The organism is Christiangramia sp. 3-2217-3z, from assembly GCF_051195275.1.
GTDB lineage: Bacteria > Bacteroidota > Bacteroidia > Flavobacteriales > Flavobacteriaceae > Christiangramia > Christiangramia marina.
Window position 1 is genome coordinate 1 of record NZ_JBNJLI010000008.1, and the last position, 18,138, is coordinate 18,138.

The 18,138-nt window shown below is 38.3% G+C and carries 15 protein-coding genes; 4 read left to right on the top strand and 11 right to left on the bottom strand.

The features are described 5' to 3' along the window. Positions 1-740 precede the first annotated feature (740 nt). Genes ACSHZO_RS13365 through ACSHZO_RS13380 form a run of 4 tightly spaced genes read right to left on the bottom strand, consistent with a single transcriptional unit; the run spans position 741 to position 5,419 of the window. On the bottom strand, positions 741-974 hold the full coding sequence (locus tag ACSHZO_RS13365; protein ID WP_435067271.1) for a DUF6095 family protein: 234 nt from the start codon (positions 972-974) through the stop codon (positions 741-743). Next, the gene (locus ACSHZO_RS13370) at positions 971-1,780 is read right to left on the bottom strand and encodes a DUF4249 domain-containing protein (protein WP_298247839.1); all 810 of its coding nucleotides are present in this window, start codon (positions 1,778-1,780) and stop codon (positions 971-973) included. The genes ACSHZO_RS13365 and ACSHZO_RS13370 overlap by 4 nt, the downstream gene beginning before the upstream one ends. Before the next feature lie 2 nt (positions 1,781-1,782). After that, positions 1,783-4,152, bottom strand: coding sequence for a TonB-dependent receptor (locus tag ACSHZO_RS13375; RefSeq protein ID WP_435067273.1), 2,370 nt, complete (start codon positions 4,150-4,152; stop codon positions 1,783-1,785). 40 nt (positions 4,153-4,192) lie between these two features. Next, positions 4,193-5,419, bottom strand: a complete 1,227-nt coding sequence (locus ACSHZO_RS13380; protein ID WP_298247840.1) for a multidrug effflux MFS transporter — start codon at positions 5,417-5,419, stop codon at positions 4,193-4,195. Positions 5,420-5,594: 175 nt separating this feature from the next. Here ACSHZO_RS13380 and ACSHZO_RS13385 point away from each other — a divergent pair, with 175 nt between their 5' ends. Continuing rightward, positions 5,595-6,209: a DEAD/DEAH box helicase gene (locus ACSHZO_RS13385; RefSeq protein ID WP_295182009.1), complete on the top strand. Its 615-nt coding sequence runs from the start codon at positions 5,595-5,597 to the stop codon at positions 6,207-6,209. Between the two features lie 51 nt (positions 6,210-6,260). On the opposite strand, the gene ACSHZO_RS13390 is transcribed toward ACSHZO_RS13385, so the two are convergent. From ACSHZO_RS13390 to ACSHZO_RS13420, 7 genes are all read right to left on the bottom strand, one after another. Next, on the bottom strand, positions 6,261-8,489 hold the full coding sequence (locus ACSHZO_RS13390) for an NADP-dependent isocitrate dehydrogenase (RefSeq protein ID WP_298247841.1): 2,229 nt from the start codon (positions 8,487-8,489) through the stop codon (positions 6,261-6,263). A gap of 530 nt (positions 8,490-9,019) precedes the next feature. Next, positions 9,020-10,417: a S8 family peptidase gene (locus ACSHZO_RS13395; protein ID WP_298247842.1), complete on the bottom strand. Its 1,398-nt coding sequence runs from the start codon at positions 10,415-10,417 to the stop codon at positions 9,020-9,022. Between the two features lie 234 nt (positions 10,418-10,651). Continuing rightward, entirely contained in the window at positions 10,652-11,005 is a 354-nt protein-coding gene (rplS, locus tag ACSHZO_RS13400; RefSeq protein ID WP_141878372.1) for a 50S ribosomal protein L19, read from the bottom strand. Positions 11,006-11,122: 117 nt separating this feature from the next. After that, a complete protein-coding gene (gene trmD, locus ACSHZO_RS13405) occupies positions 11,123-11,803 on the bottom strand; it encodes a tRNA (guanosine(37)-N1)-methyltransferase TrmD (RefSeq protein WP_298247843.1) in 681 nt (226 codons plus the stop codon). Positions 11,804-11,824: 21 nt separating this feature from the next. Further along, a complete protein-coding gene (locus ACSHZO_RS13410) occupies positions 11,825-12,421 on the bottom strand; it encodes a hypothetical protein (protein WP_298247844.1) in 597 nt (198 codons plus the stop codon). Positions 12,422-12,623: 202 nt separating this feature from the next. After that, positions 12,624-14,072 (bottom strand): glyceraldehyde-3-phosphate dehydrogenase, encoded by a 1,449-nt coding sequence (locus ACSHZO_RS13415; protein ID WP_298247845.1) that lies wholly within the window; start codon positions 14,070-14,072, stop codon positions 12,624-12,626. A 120-nt stretch (positions 14,073-14,192) separates the two neighbouring features. Continuing rightward, positions 14,193-15,593, bottom strand: a complete 1,401-nt coding sequence (locus tag ACSHZO_RS13420; protein ID WP_298247846.1) for a trypsin-like peptidase domain-containing protein — start codon at positions 15,591-15,593, stop codon at positions 14,193-14,195. 132 nt (positions 15,594-15,725) lie between these two features. On the opposite strand from ACSHZO_RS13420, the gene dapF reads away from it, so the two are divergent. The 3 genes from dapF to mltG are packed head-to-tail and all read left to right on the top strand — an operon-like array spanning position 15,726 to position 18,071. Then, positions 15,726-16,514, top strand: a complete 789-nt coding sequence (gene dapF, locus ACSHZO_RS13425) for a diaminopimelate epimerase (protein WP_298247847.1) — start codon at positions 15,726-15,728, stop codon at positions 16,512-16,514. Next, positions 16,508-17,038: a GNAT family N-acetyltransferase gene (locus ACSHZO_RS13430; RefSeq protein WP_298247848.1), complete on the top strand. Its 531-nt coding sequence runs from the start codon at positions 16,508-16,510 to the stop codon at positions 17,036-17,038. The genes dapF and ACSHZO_RS13430 overlap by 7 nt, the downstream gene beginning before the upstream one ends. After that, complete coding sequence (mltG, locus tag ACSHZO_RS13435) at positions 17,028-18,071, top strand: endolytic transglycosylase MltG (protein WP_298247849.1); 1,044 nt, start codon at positions 17,028-17,030, stop codon at positions 18,069-18,071. Before ACSHZO_RS13430 ends, mltG begins: the two co-directional genes overlap by 11 nt. The last annotated feature ends 67 nt before the right edge of the window (positions 18,072-18,138 follow it).

Consider the following 18,138-nt stretch of genomic DNA (forward strand, 5'->3'; position numbering starts at 1 on the left):
GCCCGTTAGCGCAGATGGTACTGCTGTATTGTGGGAGAGTATGTCGTCGCCTTCTTCTTAAGAACCCTTCATCATATCGATGAAGGGTTTTTTTATACCATAATGTCAAGGAGTGAAATTGCTTTTGGCGCTAATTGCTATCGAAAACCATGTTGCTTGATGTTTTCGAAGTCCTTTAATGACTTCAATCAGTAAACATAATTGGTGTCTGTTACTATCTTTCCTACCTTACTTGTGAATAACCTAACATTTCGTAATCCGCATTTCTACTTCTTCCAGCCTTCAATATTACAATTGATCATCATCTATATCCTCGGTAAGATTCCCTTTTTTTTTACTACTATATGGCAGCAAACTTTTATCCGGGAGGAATCCAGGACTGGGATCATTCGGAATTTAGCATAGACGTAGTTATTATTAATATATGATAATCATAAGTGTAACTAAATGGCAAGGCTGTATTGGCTAATATCAGAACAGGAATTTACAGGTGATCAGAATGATCAAATGAGAACTGGAAAACCTCGTTTCAAAACGAAGTGCTTGAAGACGGAATCTATAATTTCTACTATAGTTTATATATCAATAGCTTAATTTACTAGAGCTGGATCCTGATCATATAGTTTAACTATACTCTATTCCGAAGAATATCAATCTAATCCAGTTAATTGATCTAATTTTTCTTACTACCAACTGAAATTAATCAAATCATGTATTAAACTGCCAGGAATTGGAATGACTTAGGAGCGTTTTCCGAAGAAAGAATTAACCATGGTCATAATACCCTTAAACATTAGAAAGATCGCAGCGAAGGTTGCGATGATACCAAAAATCAGGACAGGAATATACCAGGGATGATTCTGGTTATTAAAAGCATTATACAACACTGAAGGTCCAATCATAACGAGGGGCAAGGAACCTGCGAGATATTTCACTCCTTTTGATAAGGTTTTTTTATCTGTATGTTTCATCATTCTACGCTATAGGTTATTGAATCTGCTTCCGAAAGCCTGAAATAACCAAATGGGAAGTTATCCCTGTTTGTTTCATTTACGATATTGCCTCTTACTACTGCTGGCATTGTTTCAAAAGGGCCGCCCTGATTCGTCCCAACTTGTGATCGCAGCACGAACATATAATCATAATATTCTCTGCTTATTCCTTCCATTTGTATGGAAATTACATCACCCGCTTCTATATCTTCATTAGAAAAATATCCGAAAATCTGGTTACCATTTGTAAACTCATCTTCATACAATTCCAAAAAGACGTCCTCATCTGTGAACTTGAATAAGTAGTAATTTTCTTGATCTGCCGGATCTGTATAAAATGCCTTTATCTCAATTTCATCCCCAGCAAAGCCACCACCATCTAATTGCTCCACATAATCTATTCCCGAGACTGACTTAAAACTTTCAGTTGCAGTATAAACCTGATCATTATAAATTAATTCGAGTTCATATTCCAGATCAAGAACAGGTTGAAAGTCTTCATTAATATATATGCCATTCTGTTCATGAGTAAATTCATATGTACTACCATTTTCAGAAGTAACCACTATTGAAGCTGTTGCCACAGGCCGTAGTTCTTCTTCAAAGAAAGGACTCGTTGTACTTAACCTGATTTCCTGACGATTGCCATCTGTTCCCTTGATCCAGACAATAGAAGCTTCTACTACTAATTTTGGTTCAGACTCTTCCAGGTCGATATCTACGACTTCTTCGCAGGAGATGAATCCCAGAAATAGAATCACGGCCAAAAATGATTTATTGAATCTCATTTCTAAAATTTAAAATTATAAGTTACCGATGGGTTGATCCCGAAGAGTGTCAGTCTTACAGCTTCATTTCTCCCCGTATCCATGTTTTCACGGAACGAAATCGAATAAGCATTCTGGCGGTTGTACACGTTATAGATTCCAAAATTCCATGAGCTCTGTAGTTTCCGACCCTTGTTTTTCTTAGGGTAATAGGTTGCCGAAAGATCCAAACGGTGATAGGAAGGAAGTCTATCCTCATTTCGTGCACCATAAACGGGAATATTCACATCTTCATATTCGTACTGTGCATTTGGAAAAGTAGTAGCAAGCCCGGTCTGATAAATAAAATTGGCGTTAAGATCCCAGTTCTCATTTAGATCATAGCTGCCGGTAATAGTCACATCATGCGGCTTATCAAAATTCGTCTTGTACCAGTCGCCATTGTTTATTCCTATTTCCTGGGAGTTTCTGCCCGGCGTTCTCTGCTCAGATCTCGATAGGGTGTAAGCCAGCCATCCTGTGAAACGCCCCTCGTTCTTGCGCAAAAGTAGCTCGAGCCCGTAAGCTCTTGCTTCTCCGTTAAGAACTACTCGCTCAATAGCATTGTTGGCGATTAAGTTCGCACCGTCTATGTAATCTATTCTGTTTTGTATATCCTTATAAAAACTTTCAATTTCCAAAGTATAATCCCCATCATTGAAATTCCTGAAGTAGCCAATTGCGTATTGATCCAGTAATTGTGGCTTTATATAAGGACCACTAGGAGTCCAGACATCTAATGGCGTGGGACTGCTGGTGTTTGATATCAAATGTAAATATTGAGCCATCCGGTTATATGAAACTTTTACAGACTGGTCCTCAGCGAAATTATAGGCAATAGCCAGTCTTGGTTGTAAATTGGTAAAAGTTTCAAGTGATTCTCCACGGGAAACATCTCTGCTTTCAAGAATATCGGCTTCGCTATAAGTACTTGTTCTGGGATTATATGCAACTGGTTCATCATTGGCGTACGTATTAAATTCATTCTGACCCAATCTGAAAAAGTTACTCAGTCTCAATCCATATTCTGCGGAAAGCTTTTCTGAAAATTTATGTTCAGCTGAAATGTAAAAGGCATTTTCAAGAGCGTATTTATCATTCAATTTGAAGTAATTGATTCCTGAAGTCTCATCGATAGGTTCTATTTCCCCGGGATTGAACTTGTAATAAGTATTATGCATCCCGTACTTCAGCTCAAAATTCTCTGAGATATAATGGTTGAAATCATACTTGAGATTAAGATTTCTAATGCCACTATCCCAGTTAAATCCAACAAAGTTCAGATTGAGTCCATAGTAGTAATCACTATAAATAGCAGAGAGATTTGTGAAAATATTATCTGAGAATACATGGTTCCATCTCAGGTTAAGTACCGCATTCCCGTAGGTATTCTCAAAATTTTGACTAATATTGAAAACATCCCGACCAAAATAACCACTTAAAAGCAGCTTATTGCTTTCGTCCAGCTCATAACTTAATTTGGTGTTCAGATCATAAAAGTAAGCCGAATTATCATTATCGGTTAGCTTCAGAAATAAATGGGCATAAGAACTTCTCGCTCCAACTAGAAAACTTCCTTTATCTTTCACTATAGGACCTTCAGCTAGAAGACGGCTCGAAATCGCACCAATTCCTCCCTGCATTTTAAATTCCCTGCTATTACCATCACGCTGATAAATATCCAGAACCGAGGAAACCCTGCCACCATATTCCGCAGGAATTCCGCCTTTATATAATTTTAAATCCTTGATCGCATCTGGATTGAACACGGAAAACAATCCGAATAAATGCGAGGAATTATAAATGGTTGCTTCATCGAGTAAAATAAGATTCTGGTCTACTGCACCTCCACGCACATTGAACCCGGAAGAGCCTTCACCAGCATTGGAGACACCAGGTAACAATAACAGACTTCTTACCACATCTACTTCTCCGAACACTACCGGGATCTTTTTAATAGTACCAATGGAGAGTCGGTTGACACTCATCTCTGGTTTCTTGATATTAAGGGCTTCTATATCGCTTGTTATGACTACTTCATCCAGACTTTCCGAAGCTTCTGAAAGTTGAAAATTCTGTTGCTTATCATCTGAAATGTTCACTTCATCTTCAGCATTTGCGTAACCAATATAGGTGAGAATAACCCGGTGCTTTCCAGCTGGAAGTTTGATCGAATAATAACCATAATCATTCGTGACCACGCCGGTTGCAAGATCTGGGAAAATAAGATTGACCCCAATAAGGGTTTCGTTACTGCTTTTGTCGATCACTCTACCGCTTAAAGTATACTCTTGTGAGAACGCACTAAAAGGTAGGATGACTAATAGTAGAAAACTTAAAAGTCGCAATTTCAATTTTTCAATAAAAATAGGCTATACCGTGGAAACCCAAAAATTATACTTCACTGAACTTCAATGCTTTTTTCTCCTGATTCGAAAATTTAAAAAGAAGTGCGAAACTGATTGCGAAACAAACTAATAGAATGATTGCCAGAGGTAAAGTACTTGAAGTGTGAAACTGACTGATAGCGAAAGATGTCAATGCACCCAGAATCATTTTTAAACTACCTATCAATGCCGAAGCTCTACCAGCCTTAGCTTCGAAAGGTTCCAACGACAAAGCTGTAGTATTCGGATTCTGAAAACCCAGTAAAAACAGCATGAGGAATAGTAAAATTGCGGTGAATACCAGTCCAAATCCTGCTATTGTATTCAAAAGAAATAACACAGAGAGGACTAAAAGGATCACACTATTAAATATCGTGATTTGGAAAGGAGTGTATTTTTTGAGAAAAAGTCGGTTGATCTGACTTCCGAGGATAAGACCTGCCGCATTGATACCAAACAGAATTCCAAATTCCTTCTGAGTGAGATCAAAATTTTCCATAAACAGTTTCGGAGCTCCCGAAATATATGCGAACATCGCTCCAATAGCGAAACTCCCTGCCATTGAAAAACTCCAGAACTTGTGATGGGTAAGTATTTTAAAGTAATTAACTGCGACCTGTTTTGGTCTTAGATTAACTGCCCTGTCTGGCGTTTTACTTTCCGGTAGAAGTTTGGTTACACTGAAGATCATCAACACACTAAAAATGGCTAAAAAGAGAAAGATCATTTCCCATCCCATAGCATCTATGATAAAACTTCCAACCGTAGGGGCAATGATTGGTGCACCACCCATGATCAACATCAGTATAGAAATCGCACCTGCTACTTCGTTTACCGGAAAAACATCACGAACAATGGCTTTCGCTGCCACCATACCACCTGCAGCTCCAAGTGCTAGAAAGAATCGTGATACAACGAGCCAGGTTAGATCTGGTGAATACATACAGCTTAATGCGGCGAGGAAATAAATACCAAGGCCAATAAGTAGTGGCCTTTTCCTGCCGTATTTGTCCATAATCGGGCCGTAGGCCAATTGTCCAAGAGAGATTCCTATAAAGTAACTGGTAAGTGTTAATCCAATCTGGCTAATCGTAGTATTAAAATCCTGGGCTATACTTTCAAAACCAGGTAAGTACGCATCGATCGAGAAAGGGCCTAAAGCGATTAGTGTTCCCAAAACAAGAAGTATCATAAACTCCTGTTTTTTGTCTCGCTCTTCTGAAATGTTCTGCATTCTGCAAATTTCAGCAAAGTGAATAGCCTGTTCTAATTTCCGGATAGCTTTAACGTAAGATTAAATAGCTTATTGAAGGCAATTAAAGCTTTTTGCTTTCGTGGCCTACTATTTGAGCAAAATGTCGAACTTTGCCATCAGCTAAGGCTGATCTTGAACTAACAAAATTTTAAGTATGTCATTTAAAAAACTGAACCCTGTTCTAAAATCCACTTTACAGGAAATGGGATTGGAATCTGCTAACGCTTTTCAGAAGAAGGCATTACCTAAAATTAAAAGTGGAGCAGATCTGTACATGCTAGCTCCCAAGGGTAGCGGTAAAACAACAGCACTTATTATAAGTGTGATTCAGCAATTAAATGCTGAAGCATTTGAAGATTCTCCCAGAGCTTTGATCTTTGTAAAGAACAAGGAAGCTGCATTGAGTCTGGAAGAGAGGTTCAAAGATTTTACATCTGAAACTGATCTTAGGGTTTATTCTGCTTATGACGAACAGAATATCGATGATCAAAAAGATGCTATCTATTACGGTGTTGATATTGTGATAGCCACTCCTCAAAGGTTGAGCAAGTTGTTTTCTATGACGGGAATACACCTGGGTCAGCTCAAAATGTTTATTATTGAAGATGCTGAATTTATTTCGCGCGGAGGTCATTTAAATCATATTCTCAGAATTCCACTAAGTATATCGAAATGCCAATATCTTGTTTTCGGAGAAACGATGGAACCGAAAATGGAGCGGTTGCAGGAACAATTTATGGACCGTGCTCAAATCATCAAAATGAAATAAAAAAAAGCCCCGTCCATGACGAGGCTTTAATATAAATTATAATCTGGTTACTTATACTTCAGTCGCCAGAATTTCATTCAATTTGTTACTAGGACGCATGGCTTTTTTAGTCATTTCCTCATTCGGTTCGTAGTAACCTCCAATGTCTACAGGTTTTCCCTGAGCATCGATAAGATCTTTAAGGATTTGATCCTTATTCTCTTTAAGCATATCTGCCACTCTTCCGAAGTAAACGTTCAAATCCTTATTGCTGGTTTGCGTAGAAAGTGCTTCAGCCCAGTATAACGCCAGGTAGAAGTGACTTCCACGGTTATCCAGCTCATTTACCTTACGTGATGGAGATCTACCTTCATTAAGGAATCTCTCTGTCGCATCATCTAATGCTTCAGCAAGAGTAAGAGCTTTCGAATTATTATATTTCTCACCAAGATGTTCCAGAGAAACCGCAAGCGCAAGAAATTCTCCGAGAGAATCCCAACGCAGGTGACCTTCTTTTACAAATTGCTGAACATGCTTTGGAGCAGATCCACCAGCACCGGTTTCGAAAAGTCCACCTCCATTCATCAAAGGAACAATAGAAAGCATCTTCGCACTGGTTCCAAGTTCCAGAATAGGGAAGAGGTCGGTTAGATAATCTCTAAGTACATTTCCAGTAACCGAGATAGTATCCTTACCATCTTTTACTCTCTCAAGTGTATATTTAGTAGCCTCAGTAGGAGCCATGATTTTGATCTCTAAACCATCAGTATGGTGGTTTGGAAGATATTTGTTTACTTTTTTGATAAGTTCAGCATCATGAGCTCTATTTTCATCTAACCAGAAAACTGCAGGCATTCCTGTAGCTTTAGCCCTTGAAATAGCAAGCTTGATCCAGTCCTGAATCGGCGCATCTTTCACCTGACACATTCTCCAGATATCACCTTCTTCAACATCATGTTCAAGAATAGTTTCTCCAGCTGAATTGATAACTTTTACTGAACCGTTACCTGATATCTCAAAAGTTTTGTCGTGAGATCCATACTCTTCAGCTTTCTGAGCCATTAATCCGACATTAGGAACTGTTCCCATTGTTGTAGGATCAAAAGCTCCATGCTCCTTACAGAAGTCTATAGTAGCCTGGTATAAACCCGCATAAGAACTGTCAGGGATCACAGCCTTTGTGTCCTGAGTCTTACCTTCTTTGTTCCACATCTGGCCACTTGTTCTAATCATCGCTGGCATAGAAGCATCAATGATCACATCACTAGGAACGTGAAGATTGGTGATTCCTTCATCTGAATTTACCATGGCGATATCCGGACCATCCTTAAGATCTTTAGCAATAGCAGAATTGATCTCGTCCTGTTTGTCCTTCGGAAGACTTTCAACGGCCTGAAGAACATCTCCTAAACCACTGGTAACATCTGCACCAGCTTTTTCAAGTTCAGCTCCATATTTATCGAATACATCTTCAAAAAATACTTTTACAGCATGACCAAAAATAATAGGGTCAGATACTTTCATCATAGTAGCTTTCATGTGCAGAGAGAAAAGCACACCTTTATCCTGTGCATCTTTTACCTGCTCACGAAGAAACTTTAAAAGTGCCTTCTTGCTCATTTTCGTAGCATCGATCACCTCACCATCCAGAACTTTTAATCCTTCTTTTAGAGTTTTAACTGATCCATCTTCTGAAATAAATTCGATTTTAAGCGTATCATCTTTCGATAAGGTAACAGAACGTTCGTTCGCTCTGAAGTCACCTTCACTCATAGTAGAAACGTGAGTTTTAGAATCTGAACTCCATTCTCCCATTCGGTGCGGATTCTTTTTAGCGAAATTCTTAACGGCTTTAGGAGCACGTCTGTCAGAATTTCCCTCTCTAAGCACCGGATTTACGGCACTACCTTTAACTTTATCGTATCTGGATTTAATATCTTTTTCTTCATCATTGGTAGCTTCATCCGGGTAGTCTGGAATAGCAAAACCTTTCGATTGTAATTCAGAGATGGCATTTTTCAATTGAGGAACTGAAGCACTAATATTTGGAAGCTTGATAATATTTGCCTCCGGTTGTTTTGCCAGTTCACCAAGTTCTGAGAGGTCATCTGCTACTTTTTGATCATCCTTTAGATAATCTGGAAATTGAGATAGTATTCTACCTGCAAGTGAGATATCACGGGTTTCGAGACTTACGCCTGCTGCTTTGGTGAATGCTTCAACGATTGGCAGGAAAGAGTAAGTTGCCAACATTGGAGCTTCATCAGTTTTGGTATAAATAATTTTTTCTTTCTGAGACATTTATTTTGTTTTTGATTGCAATAAGTTCAAAGAAAACCCTGGAACATTCCAGGGTATCGTCATACGCGCAATATACAGATTTTCACTCTTTTTTCCTAGAAGTCAGCGGATGATGCGCTGTTAAGAGATCTTAATTTAGAGCATAAAAAAAGCCATTTCATCTTATAACTAAAATGAAATGGCTTCAGAAACCGTAATTGATCCATTTTTAAACTAAGCTAAAACTCAATCGAATCATCACTGCTTCCAGAAAATCATAAATTCTAAAAGAAAATATGACCGAATAAGAAATCTTTCAAACTGGTTTTGATGTCCAAAACACTAATGTTATATAGAAAATTTCAAACTCTAGAAATAAAAAAACTCTTTATTTCCTTCAAGATCTAAAAATCCTTTTGTCATTCTAAATCTCTTATTTAAAGTTAAGTAATATTATCCTATTCTGAAAAGACTTTAACTTTTTGATAGTAAATGATTTAAACAAAAAACGCCCCGGAAGAACCGGGGCTTTTTTGAATTATTGAAATCTATTATTCAGTTACAGCGCGAAGAGCGTTAATTCTTCCCTGTCCCAGAAATACACTTTTTCCATTACCATCAACCTTATCAGCAGAATTTTCAAGTTGTCTCTGAACTTCTTTCGGTGACATTTTTCCATTCTTCGCAATAATCAAAGCAGCAACACCAGAAACATGTGGAGCAGCCATACTAGTACCAGAGCTAAAATAGAAACCATTGTTATTACCTGCACTTAAGATTCCATCAAGACCATAACTAGGTCCATCAAAATCCCCGCCCGGAGCAGCAACATCAACTAAAGATCTACCATGAGTGGTATAGCTGGAAGGAATATCAAAGTTTTGATCTGGAAGACCTGGATAGTAAGCTTGAGGTGCGGTAGCGCTCACAGTTACTACGTTGTTTAAACCACCAGGTAATTTGATATAAGAACTAAGTCCATCATAATTCTGCGAATCATTTCCTGCTGAAGCGATAACCGTAGTTCCTTTAGAAACTGCATAATTAACCGCTCTTTGTTGTGCAGCGATAATGTCACGAATGTATACTGCAGGAATATGATAATCGTTACCATCAGCATCAGTTAACCAACCACTTTTTCTAAAAGTAGCACCAAGACTCATATTCACAACATCGGCACCCATATCTCCAGCGTACATAAGACCGGCATTAATCGCGCTAAACGGTCCGCTTCCAGTTCTTTCACTTAAAACTTTTACAGCTACCAGCTCGGCTTCCGGAGCAACGCCAATAATACCATAATTGGTATCTGCAGCTGCGATAGTTCCAGCGACGTGAGTACCGTGATTGAAACCTATATCATCACTTACAACATAGCTTTCATTAGCAATAAAAGAAATGGAAAGTTCAGTATTTACGTTCGGAGCAAGATCGTAATGATCTGGATCGATTCCGGAATCTAGCACATAAACACTGGCTCCTTTACCTGTAAAACCAAGGTCCCACGCTGCTGGTGCGCTAATAGCGTCAAGTCCCCACATATAGCCAATATCATAAAAGTATTCACCATCGGCTAAACTTGCTTGAGTAGCTTCTGCAGTTGGAATCCATTTAATTTCATAATCTGGGATTACCGTAAGATTTTGTTCTCTTGCTTTGGTTAGAAGTGAGGCATCTTTAGTGTTTATTACGGTCATTCCAATCTCAGGAAGAGCTCGTACAATACTTATATTTTCAGCATTCTTTAGAAAATTGAGAGCAGCTTTTTTAGAAGTTTCATCTTCTTTGCTAATAATTAGATAGTTAGTAAAAGAAGGTTCAGCAAGTTCTGCAGAAACAACCTCTGCTTCCTCAAATCCATCTTCATTTTTTTCACACGAAACAAGTGTAGCGCCGGCAAACAACATTAAGCCCATTAGCTTCCACACGCTAGTAATCGATCTTTTCATAAGTTTATTTTAGTTTGAATTTCGGTGGAATTTAAGTGGAAACTTTCAGTTAATAAAAAGTTAATTGTTAAATAATAGGTTTTATTTTAAAAGGGTTAATTATTATATGTAAACAGTCCACTATAACTGATTAATCGTTGGCGATTTAACAATATGCTAAGGCATTACTTGCATTATATTAAACAAAAAAGCCCCGGAAGAACCGGGGCTTTTAAATATTTGTACAAGAAAGAATTATCTTCTGATAGCTTCTTTGATACGAGCTTTCTTACCAGTAAGTTCTCTAAAGTAGAAAATTCTAGCTCTTCTAACTTTACCTTTCTTATTGATCTCAATTTTTTGAATCGCCGGAAGGTTTATTGGGAAAATTCTTTCCACTCCAACAGTTCCACTCATCTTTCTAATAGTGAAGGTTTGAGATGATCCTGTTCCTCTTAACTGGATAACAACACCTCTAAAGAACTGTGTTCTTGTTTTCTGACCCTCTGTAATTTCGTAATAAACAGTAATTGTATCTCCTGCTGAAAATTCAGGTAGATCTTTTCTTGATACGAATTCGTCCTGAACAAATTTTACTAACGATTCCATTCTTAATAGTTTAAAGTAAATTCAAAAACAACATGCACGTTTCTCGCCAGAGGTTATTTTAGAATGAGTGCAAAATTAATTAAATAATATTATTCTACAAGCCTGAATTTGAAAAAATTAATCTTCCTTCAAAAGATCAGGCCGAAGCGCTTTTGTACGTTTATAAGCCTGATCCTCACGCCATGCTTCTATCTTCGGAAAATTACCACTGGTAAGGATTTCCGGTACTTTCCAGCCCTTATATTCAGCAGGTCTGGTGTAAACAGGGGGAGCAAGCAAATCATCCTGAAAAGAATCTGTTAATGCAGAAGTTTCATTTCCCAATACTCCCGGAATCAGCCGAATGATGGAATCACAAAGCACCGCCGCACCTAATTCACCACCAGATAATACGTAATCTCCAATACTGATCTCTTTAGTAATGAACTGATCGCGTACTCGTTGATCTACTCCTTTATAATGACCACATAAAATAATTAGGTTTTCATGTAGAGATAAACTGTTCGCAGTTCTCTGCTCGAGTCTTTCTCCATCTGGAGTCATATAGATCACTTCCTGGTATGCTCTCTCAGACTTTAGTTTTGAAATGCATTTGTCTATAGGTTCGATCATCATCACCATTCCTGCGCCACCGCCAAATTGATAGTCATCAATTTGCTTATAGTTATCACTAACGTAATCTCTTAAATTATGCAGGTGGATCTCTACGAGACCTTTTTTAATTGCCCGTTCCAGGATAGAAGCCTCAAAAGGACTCTTTAAAATTTCTGGTACCACGGTAATGATATCTATACGCATTTTTGTAGAACTGAATCCTTATTAGATGTTTGTGTTATTCGATTTATTTCTTTCATCCTGTAGCATTCTTCCAAGGCGCTGTTCCTTTTCAAGAGCTTTACTTCTATAGGTATCGAATTCTTTTTCAGTTTCATCCAGTTTTTGCTGAGCATCTTTTGTTGCCGCGTGTGAGCTTTTATATCTGAAAAATATAATAAGAAGAATTACAACCAGAGCACCTACGATTCCCCACATCATCGCCTTGTATCCACCTTTAGAAAATGGCATTCCCAAAAACATCAAAGCATCCTTTTCTTCGGTTACTCTTTGCAGGTCTTGTTGCGTAGAATCCAGATCTGCTTTTAATTGCTGAATCTCATCGTTTTGTTGATCTACAGTATTTTTATGAACTACGATCTCTTCTTTTAATTCGGTGATATAACTCCGGGTCGTATTTCTAAGTTCTATAAGCTTATCATAATCCACAACCTTATAACCCTGATAGTTGTTGGATTCCTTGATAAGGCTTGTAAACTCGTCCTGAATGGGCGTGTCTGTTTTAAGGCTGTCTGTCTGGGCATTCATCTGAAATACACTAGCAATAACAAAAGCAGCTACAATGTAAATTTTGTTACTCATCTTTTAGGTAATTGAAATTGTTTGGGTTAATACACTTCAACGGGCGAAAAATAGAGTTAGTATATTTCAGATTTTCGGACAGAAATTCGCCTATTCGTGATTTTAAATTCTTTTGAGTCAGTTTATTATTTGAATTAAACCGCCGCAAAAATAAAAAAACCCTGCCAATGGCAGGGTCTAAATGTTTAAAAATTTTGAGATTCTAGTAATAGGTGAATCTTCTAACTTTTGCAATATATTTTGCCAGTCTGATTACCTGGTGGCTGTATCCGTATTCGTTGTCATACCATATATATAGGATCACATTTTTACCATCTGCAGATACAATGGTAGCATTGCTATCATAGATCGCCGGGGCAGAAGATCCTATAATGTCTGAAGACACCAGTTCATTGTCTACAGAATATTGGATTTGCTCAACAAGTTCCCCTTCCAGTGCGTATTTTTTCAAGATCGAATTAACTTCCTCAAGGCTGGTTTCTTTTTCAACTTCAAGATTCAGGATTGCAAGTGAACCATTAGGTACAGGCACTCTTATCGCATTTGAAGTCAGTTTTCCTTCAAACACAGGCAGTGCTTTTGAAACTGCTTTCCCTGCTCCGGTTTCAGTAATCACCATGTTAAGTCCTGCAGCTCTTCCACGGCGGTATTTATTATGCATATTATCGACCAGGTTCTGGTCATTCGTATAAGCGTGAATAGTTTCAAGATGTCCATGTACCACACCAAATGAATCCTGAACAGCTTTTAGAACGGGAGTAATAGCATTAGTGGTACAGGATGCAGCAGAGAAGATATCAACGCTATCTGGATCATGTTCTTTCTGGTTTACACCATGAACAATATTTGGGATTCCTTTTCCAGGTGCAGTTAATAGAACTTTTGCAGCTCCTTTAGAACTCAAATGTCTCGTAAGCGCTTCCTTATCTCTAAAAGCACCAGTATTATCGATCACCAGAGCATGATTGATACCGTAATGAGTATAATCTATATCTTCCGGCTGGTTAGCTGAGATCATATGAACGGTAGTCCCGTTGATGATCAATGCTGAATTTTCAACGTCTACATTTACAGTTCCGCTGAAGGGTCCGTGAACAGAATCGCTCTTCAGTAATGAAGCACGTTTTTCCAGAACACTCTGGTCTACACTTCCCCGGGTTACGATTGCTCTAAGTCTAAGCTGGTTTCCTTTCCCGGTTCTGGTCATTAACTCACGAGCAACCAGCCTTCCAATTCTTCCGAAGCCATATAATACGACATCTTTTGGAGTAACCACCTCGTTCAGTTTAGCATCACTCAGTTTGCTGCTCACAAATGCCATCGCATTATTATGAGTTTGACCGTCAAGATGATATTCGTAGGTAAGTTTTCCAATATCCAGTTTTGCTGGTGGAAGATTCAATCCCTGAATTGCCTTTGCGATCTCTACCGAATCAAAAATAGATATAGGTTTACCTACAAATTCTCCTGCATATTCATGGAGGTCCAGAATATCGCTAACATTTTTGTTTATTAACTGATTTCTGAATAAAACGAGTTCGATTGATTTGTCATACCACAGGTCGCTAACGATATTAATAAATTCAACCGTTGCTTTGCGACGATCTGCCTGGAATGAAAGTTCTTTTTCGTAAACTTTATTAAAGTCCATTTTGTGTTGTGATGTTATAATTTTCGGCAAAAGTATATATTTCAAACGTTTTCGTAAAGGTTTTTGACATAAAAAAACCCTTCAATTCTGAAGGGCTTTTTGACTGTTCTGGAATATCGATTATCTCCAGATCATACGTTGCTTTTCACCTTTTAAATTATGATACGTAATAACGATAGGATTTGGCTTTTTTCGATTTTCCATGATTTGTTCCACATCTCCAATAGAATTGACTTTCTTATTATTGATTTCAGAAATGATCCCGCCAATTAATTCGGAAGAAGGAAGATCATCGGTGAGCATTCTACTAATACGAACACCGTTGGGTGCATTATACCTTTCCAGCTCTTCTTTGGTAGTATTTGCAACTTCAAAGCCAAGAGTAGGAAGCGAATAAGTTTCAAGTTTGGTAAGCTCGATATCAACGGTTTTAGATTCACCATTTCGTATCAATTGTACCTTTACTATATCTCCGGGTCTCTTCGAATTAATGTAACCGGTAAGATCTGAGAACTTTGCAATGTTAATATCATCGATCTTTCTAATAACGTCGAATTCCTGGATACCAGATTTTTCTGCACCACTTCCAGGAGTAACTGCTCCAACGATTACACCCTGCGAAATATTGAGATTACGGTCATTAGAAATTTGTTCATTTATGGTCCCGCCTCTAATTCCGAGGATTCCTTTTTGAACGTCTCCGTATTCCATAATGTCTTCAACGATCTTTCTGGCATTATTGGAAGGCACCGCAAAAGCATATCCAATGTAGCTGCCGCTAGGAGAGGTGATCGCTGTATTAATACCAATTAATTCACCGTTAATATTAACGAGAGCTCCACCGCTGTTACCAGGGTTAATGGCGGCGTCGGTTTGTATAAACGATTGAGGCGAGCTGTCATTAACATTCAGATCTCTTGCTTTTGCACTTACGATTCCTGCAGTAACCGTTGACTTTAGATTGAAAGGGTTTCCAACAGCAAGTACCCATTCTCCAATTTCAGCATTATCAGAGTCTCCAAACGGAATATAATCCAGTTCACCTTCCGGCTCAACTTTTATAAGTGCAATGTCAAAAGCAGGATCACTACCAATCACTTTGGCAGTGTAAGTCTTATTATTATTCAGAGTAACCTCTATTTCACTTGCTCCCTTAATAACATGGTTGTTCGTAACGATATATCCATCTGGAGTAATAATAACTCCAGAGCCCGCACCCTGTAAGGCACGACCACCTTCAGTGCCATAAGGATTGTATTCCCAGATACTTCTTGGTCCTCCTTTAAATACCGCTACGTTCTTTACATGAACCACAGCATGGATGGTTTTTTCAGCAGCATCTGTAAAATCAACATTCGTCCCGTAAATTGGCGTATTGCTAACAGGAAGAAAACTTTCCGCAGATTCACTCTTGTTTTCGTAGGAAGTAGTATTGTCATCTTCTACCAAATACTTATAACTTCCCAGGGTCATGGCGCCACCAAGGGCAGAGGCCAGAATTAGATTTGCTATTTTTTTCATTTTCGGATGTTATTTGATTATTTAACCTTTAATTTTTCCAACTTAGTATTCAAATTGCGATTTTTAACGACCATTTAACAGGCTATGATTTCTGTTCAAAATCGTATATTCGCGCCTCTTGAAAATGAAGAAATGAATCTAGAATTCTATAAATACCAGGGCACCGGGAACGATTTTGTCATGATCGATAACCGTAATCTTAAAGTATCCAAAAATAATACCAAATTGATCAAACAGCTGTGTGACAGAAGATTCGGGATTGGAGGTGACGGACTCATCTTACTCGAGAATCCTGATGTTGCTGAAGATGATTTTAAGATGGTCTATTTCAATGCAGACGGTTATCCAAGTAGCATGTGCGGTAATGGAGGACGCTGCTTGGTAGCCTTTGCAAATTATCTGGGAATTGTTGAAAAAACCGCCCGGTTCACAGCAGTAGATGGACCACATGAGGCTACGATTAGTGAGGGTGTTGTCAGTTTGAAAATGCAGAATGTCGCAGATGTCAAGCTTAAGGAAGAATATAGTTTCCTGGATACCGGTTCGCCACATCACGTGATCTTTGTGAAAGATGTCCAATCTGAAGACGTTCAGCAGAAGGGTTCAGAAATTCGATATTCTGAATTGTATAAAGATAATAATGGTACAAACGTAAATTTTGTGCAGCAAATCAATGATGAGGTTTTGAAGGTGCGGACATATGAACGCGGAGTAGAGGATGAGACTTTTTCCTGTGGTACCGGGGTGACGGCAGTGGCGATTGCGGCCTACCAAACTGGTAAGATCCAGAATAAGCAAATAAAGCTAGAAACACCTGGAGGTTCCTTGGAAGTAAAGTTTGAAAAAACAGGTTCAGGATTTGAAAATATCTGGCTAACAGGGCCGGCTGTTCAGGTTTTTAAAGGAGAAATTGTATGTTAACATTAATTGGAAAGAAAATATTCCTGAGAGCGCTGGAGCCGGAAGATCTGGATTTTGTTCATGAAATCGAAAATAATGAGAATTTCTGGGAAGTAAGTTCAACGCAAACTCCATATTCGAAATTCTTGATTCGACAATATATCGAGAACGCACACCGCGATATCTATGATATCAAACAATTAAGACTTGTTATATGTACTAAAAGGGGTAGAGCTGTAGGCCTTATTGACGTTTTCGATCTTGATATTAAGGATCAGCGTGCTGCACTTGGTATCCTGATCGCAGATCCTAAAGATCGTAAAAAAGGCTACGGAAGAGAAAGTCTTTCGTTGTTATGCGATTTCTGTTTTACGCACCTGGGATTACACCAGGTTTACGCAAATGTAACCGAAGGCAATGAGGACAGTAAGAAAGTCTTCGAAAAGAATGGCTTCAGAAAAGTAGGCTTAAAGAAAGAATGGAGCTTGCATAAAGGAGAATATAAAGATGAATTACTTTATCAATTGATCAACGATGTACATTAAGAAAGTTATTCTGGCAATTGCCATTCTGGGTTTAATTGGCGCAGGTATTTTTAGTTACTATATATACAATAGCATTTTCACCTCAAATATTTCAATGGAGGACTCAGAGAAAGTAGTTTATATTCCAACGGGCGCTACATTCCAATCGGTTCTTGACACACTGGAACCTTATATAAAAGACAAAGAGTCCTTTAGACTGGTGGCAGAGAAAAAAGGTTACGCTACGAAAGTCAGACCTGGAAGATACACTATAGAAAAGGGGATGAATAATAATGATCTGGTCAACAGGTTGAGAGTTGGAAACGATCCTGTAAAGGTAATTTTCAATAACCAGGAACGTCTGGAAAATCTGGCGGGCAGGATATCTCAGCAAATTGAAGCAGATAGTGTGGAGTTGCTGAAAGCCTTTAAAGATCCTGAATTTCTGGCAGAAAATGATTTAGATCAGAATACAGCTTTAGGAATGTATATACCTAACCAGTATGAGTTCTACTGGAATACTTCTGCGGAAGAATTTCAGCAACGAATGAAAAAGGAATATGACAGGTTCTGGACTGCTGAAAAGTTGGAAAAGGCTAAACAAATTGGTTTAACTCCTTCTGAAGTGATCACCATTGCTTCAATCGTTCAAAAAGAAACAGCAAAGGTTGATGAGCGTCCTAGAGTGGCCGGAGTTTATATGAACCGATTCAAAAATGGATGGAAGCTGGATGCTGATCCTACTGTCATTTATGCTATCAAGAGACAAACTCAGAATTTTGACACGATCATAAAACGGGTTCTTTATAAAGATCTTGAAATAGATTCACCTTACAATACGTATAAATATTCTACGCTGCCGCCGGGACCAATCTGGATGCCGGATATCTCATCTATTAATGCGGTACTAAATTACGAGGATCATGATTATTTCTATTTCGTAGCAAATGTTGAAAATTTCGGTTACCATAAATTCGCTAAAAATTTAGCGCAACATAACCGAAATAAGCACGAATATGTGCGTTGGATCAACAAACAGGGAATAAGACGTTAGTAGCTAATTTCTAACGGATTGTTTAACTTATTGATCCACAATAAGTTGTTTAAATGTTAATTCCATT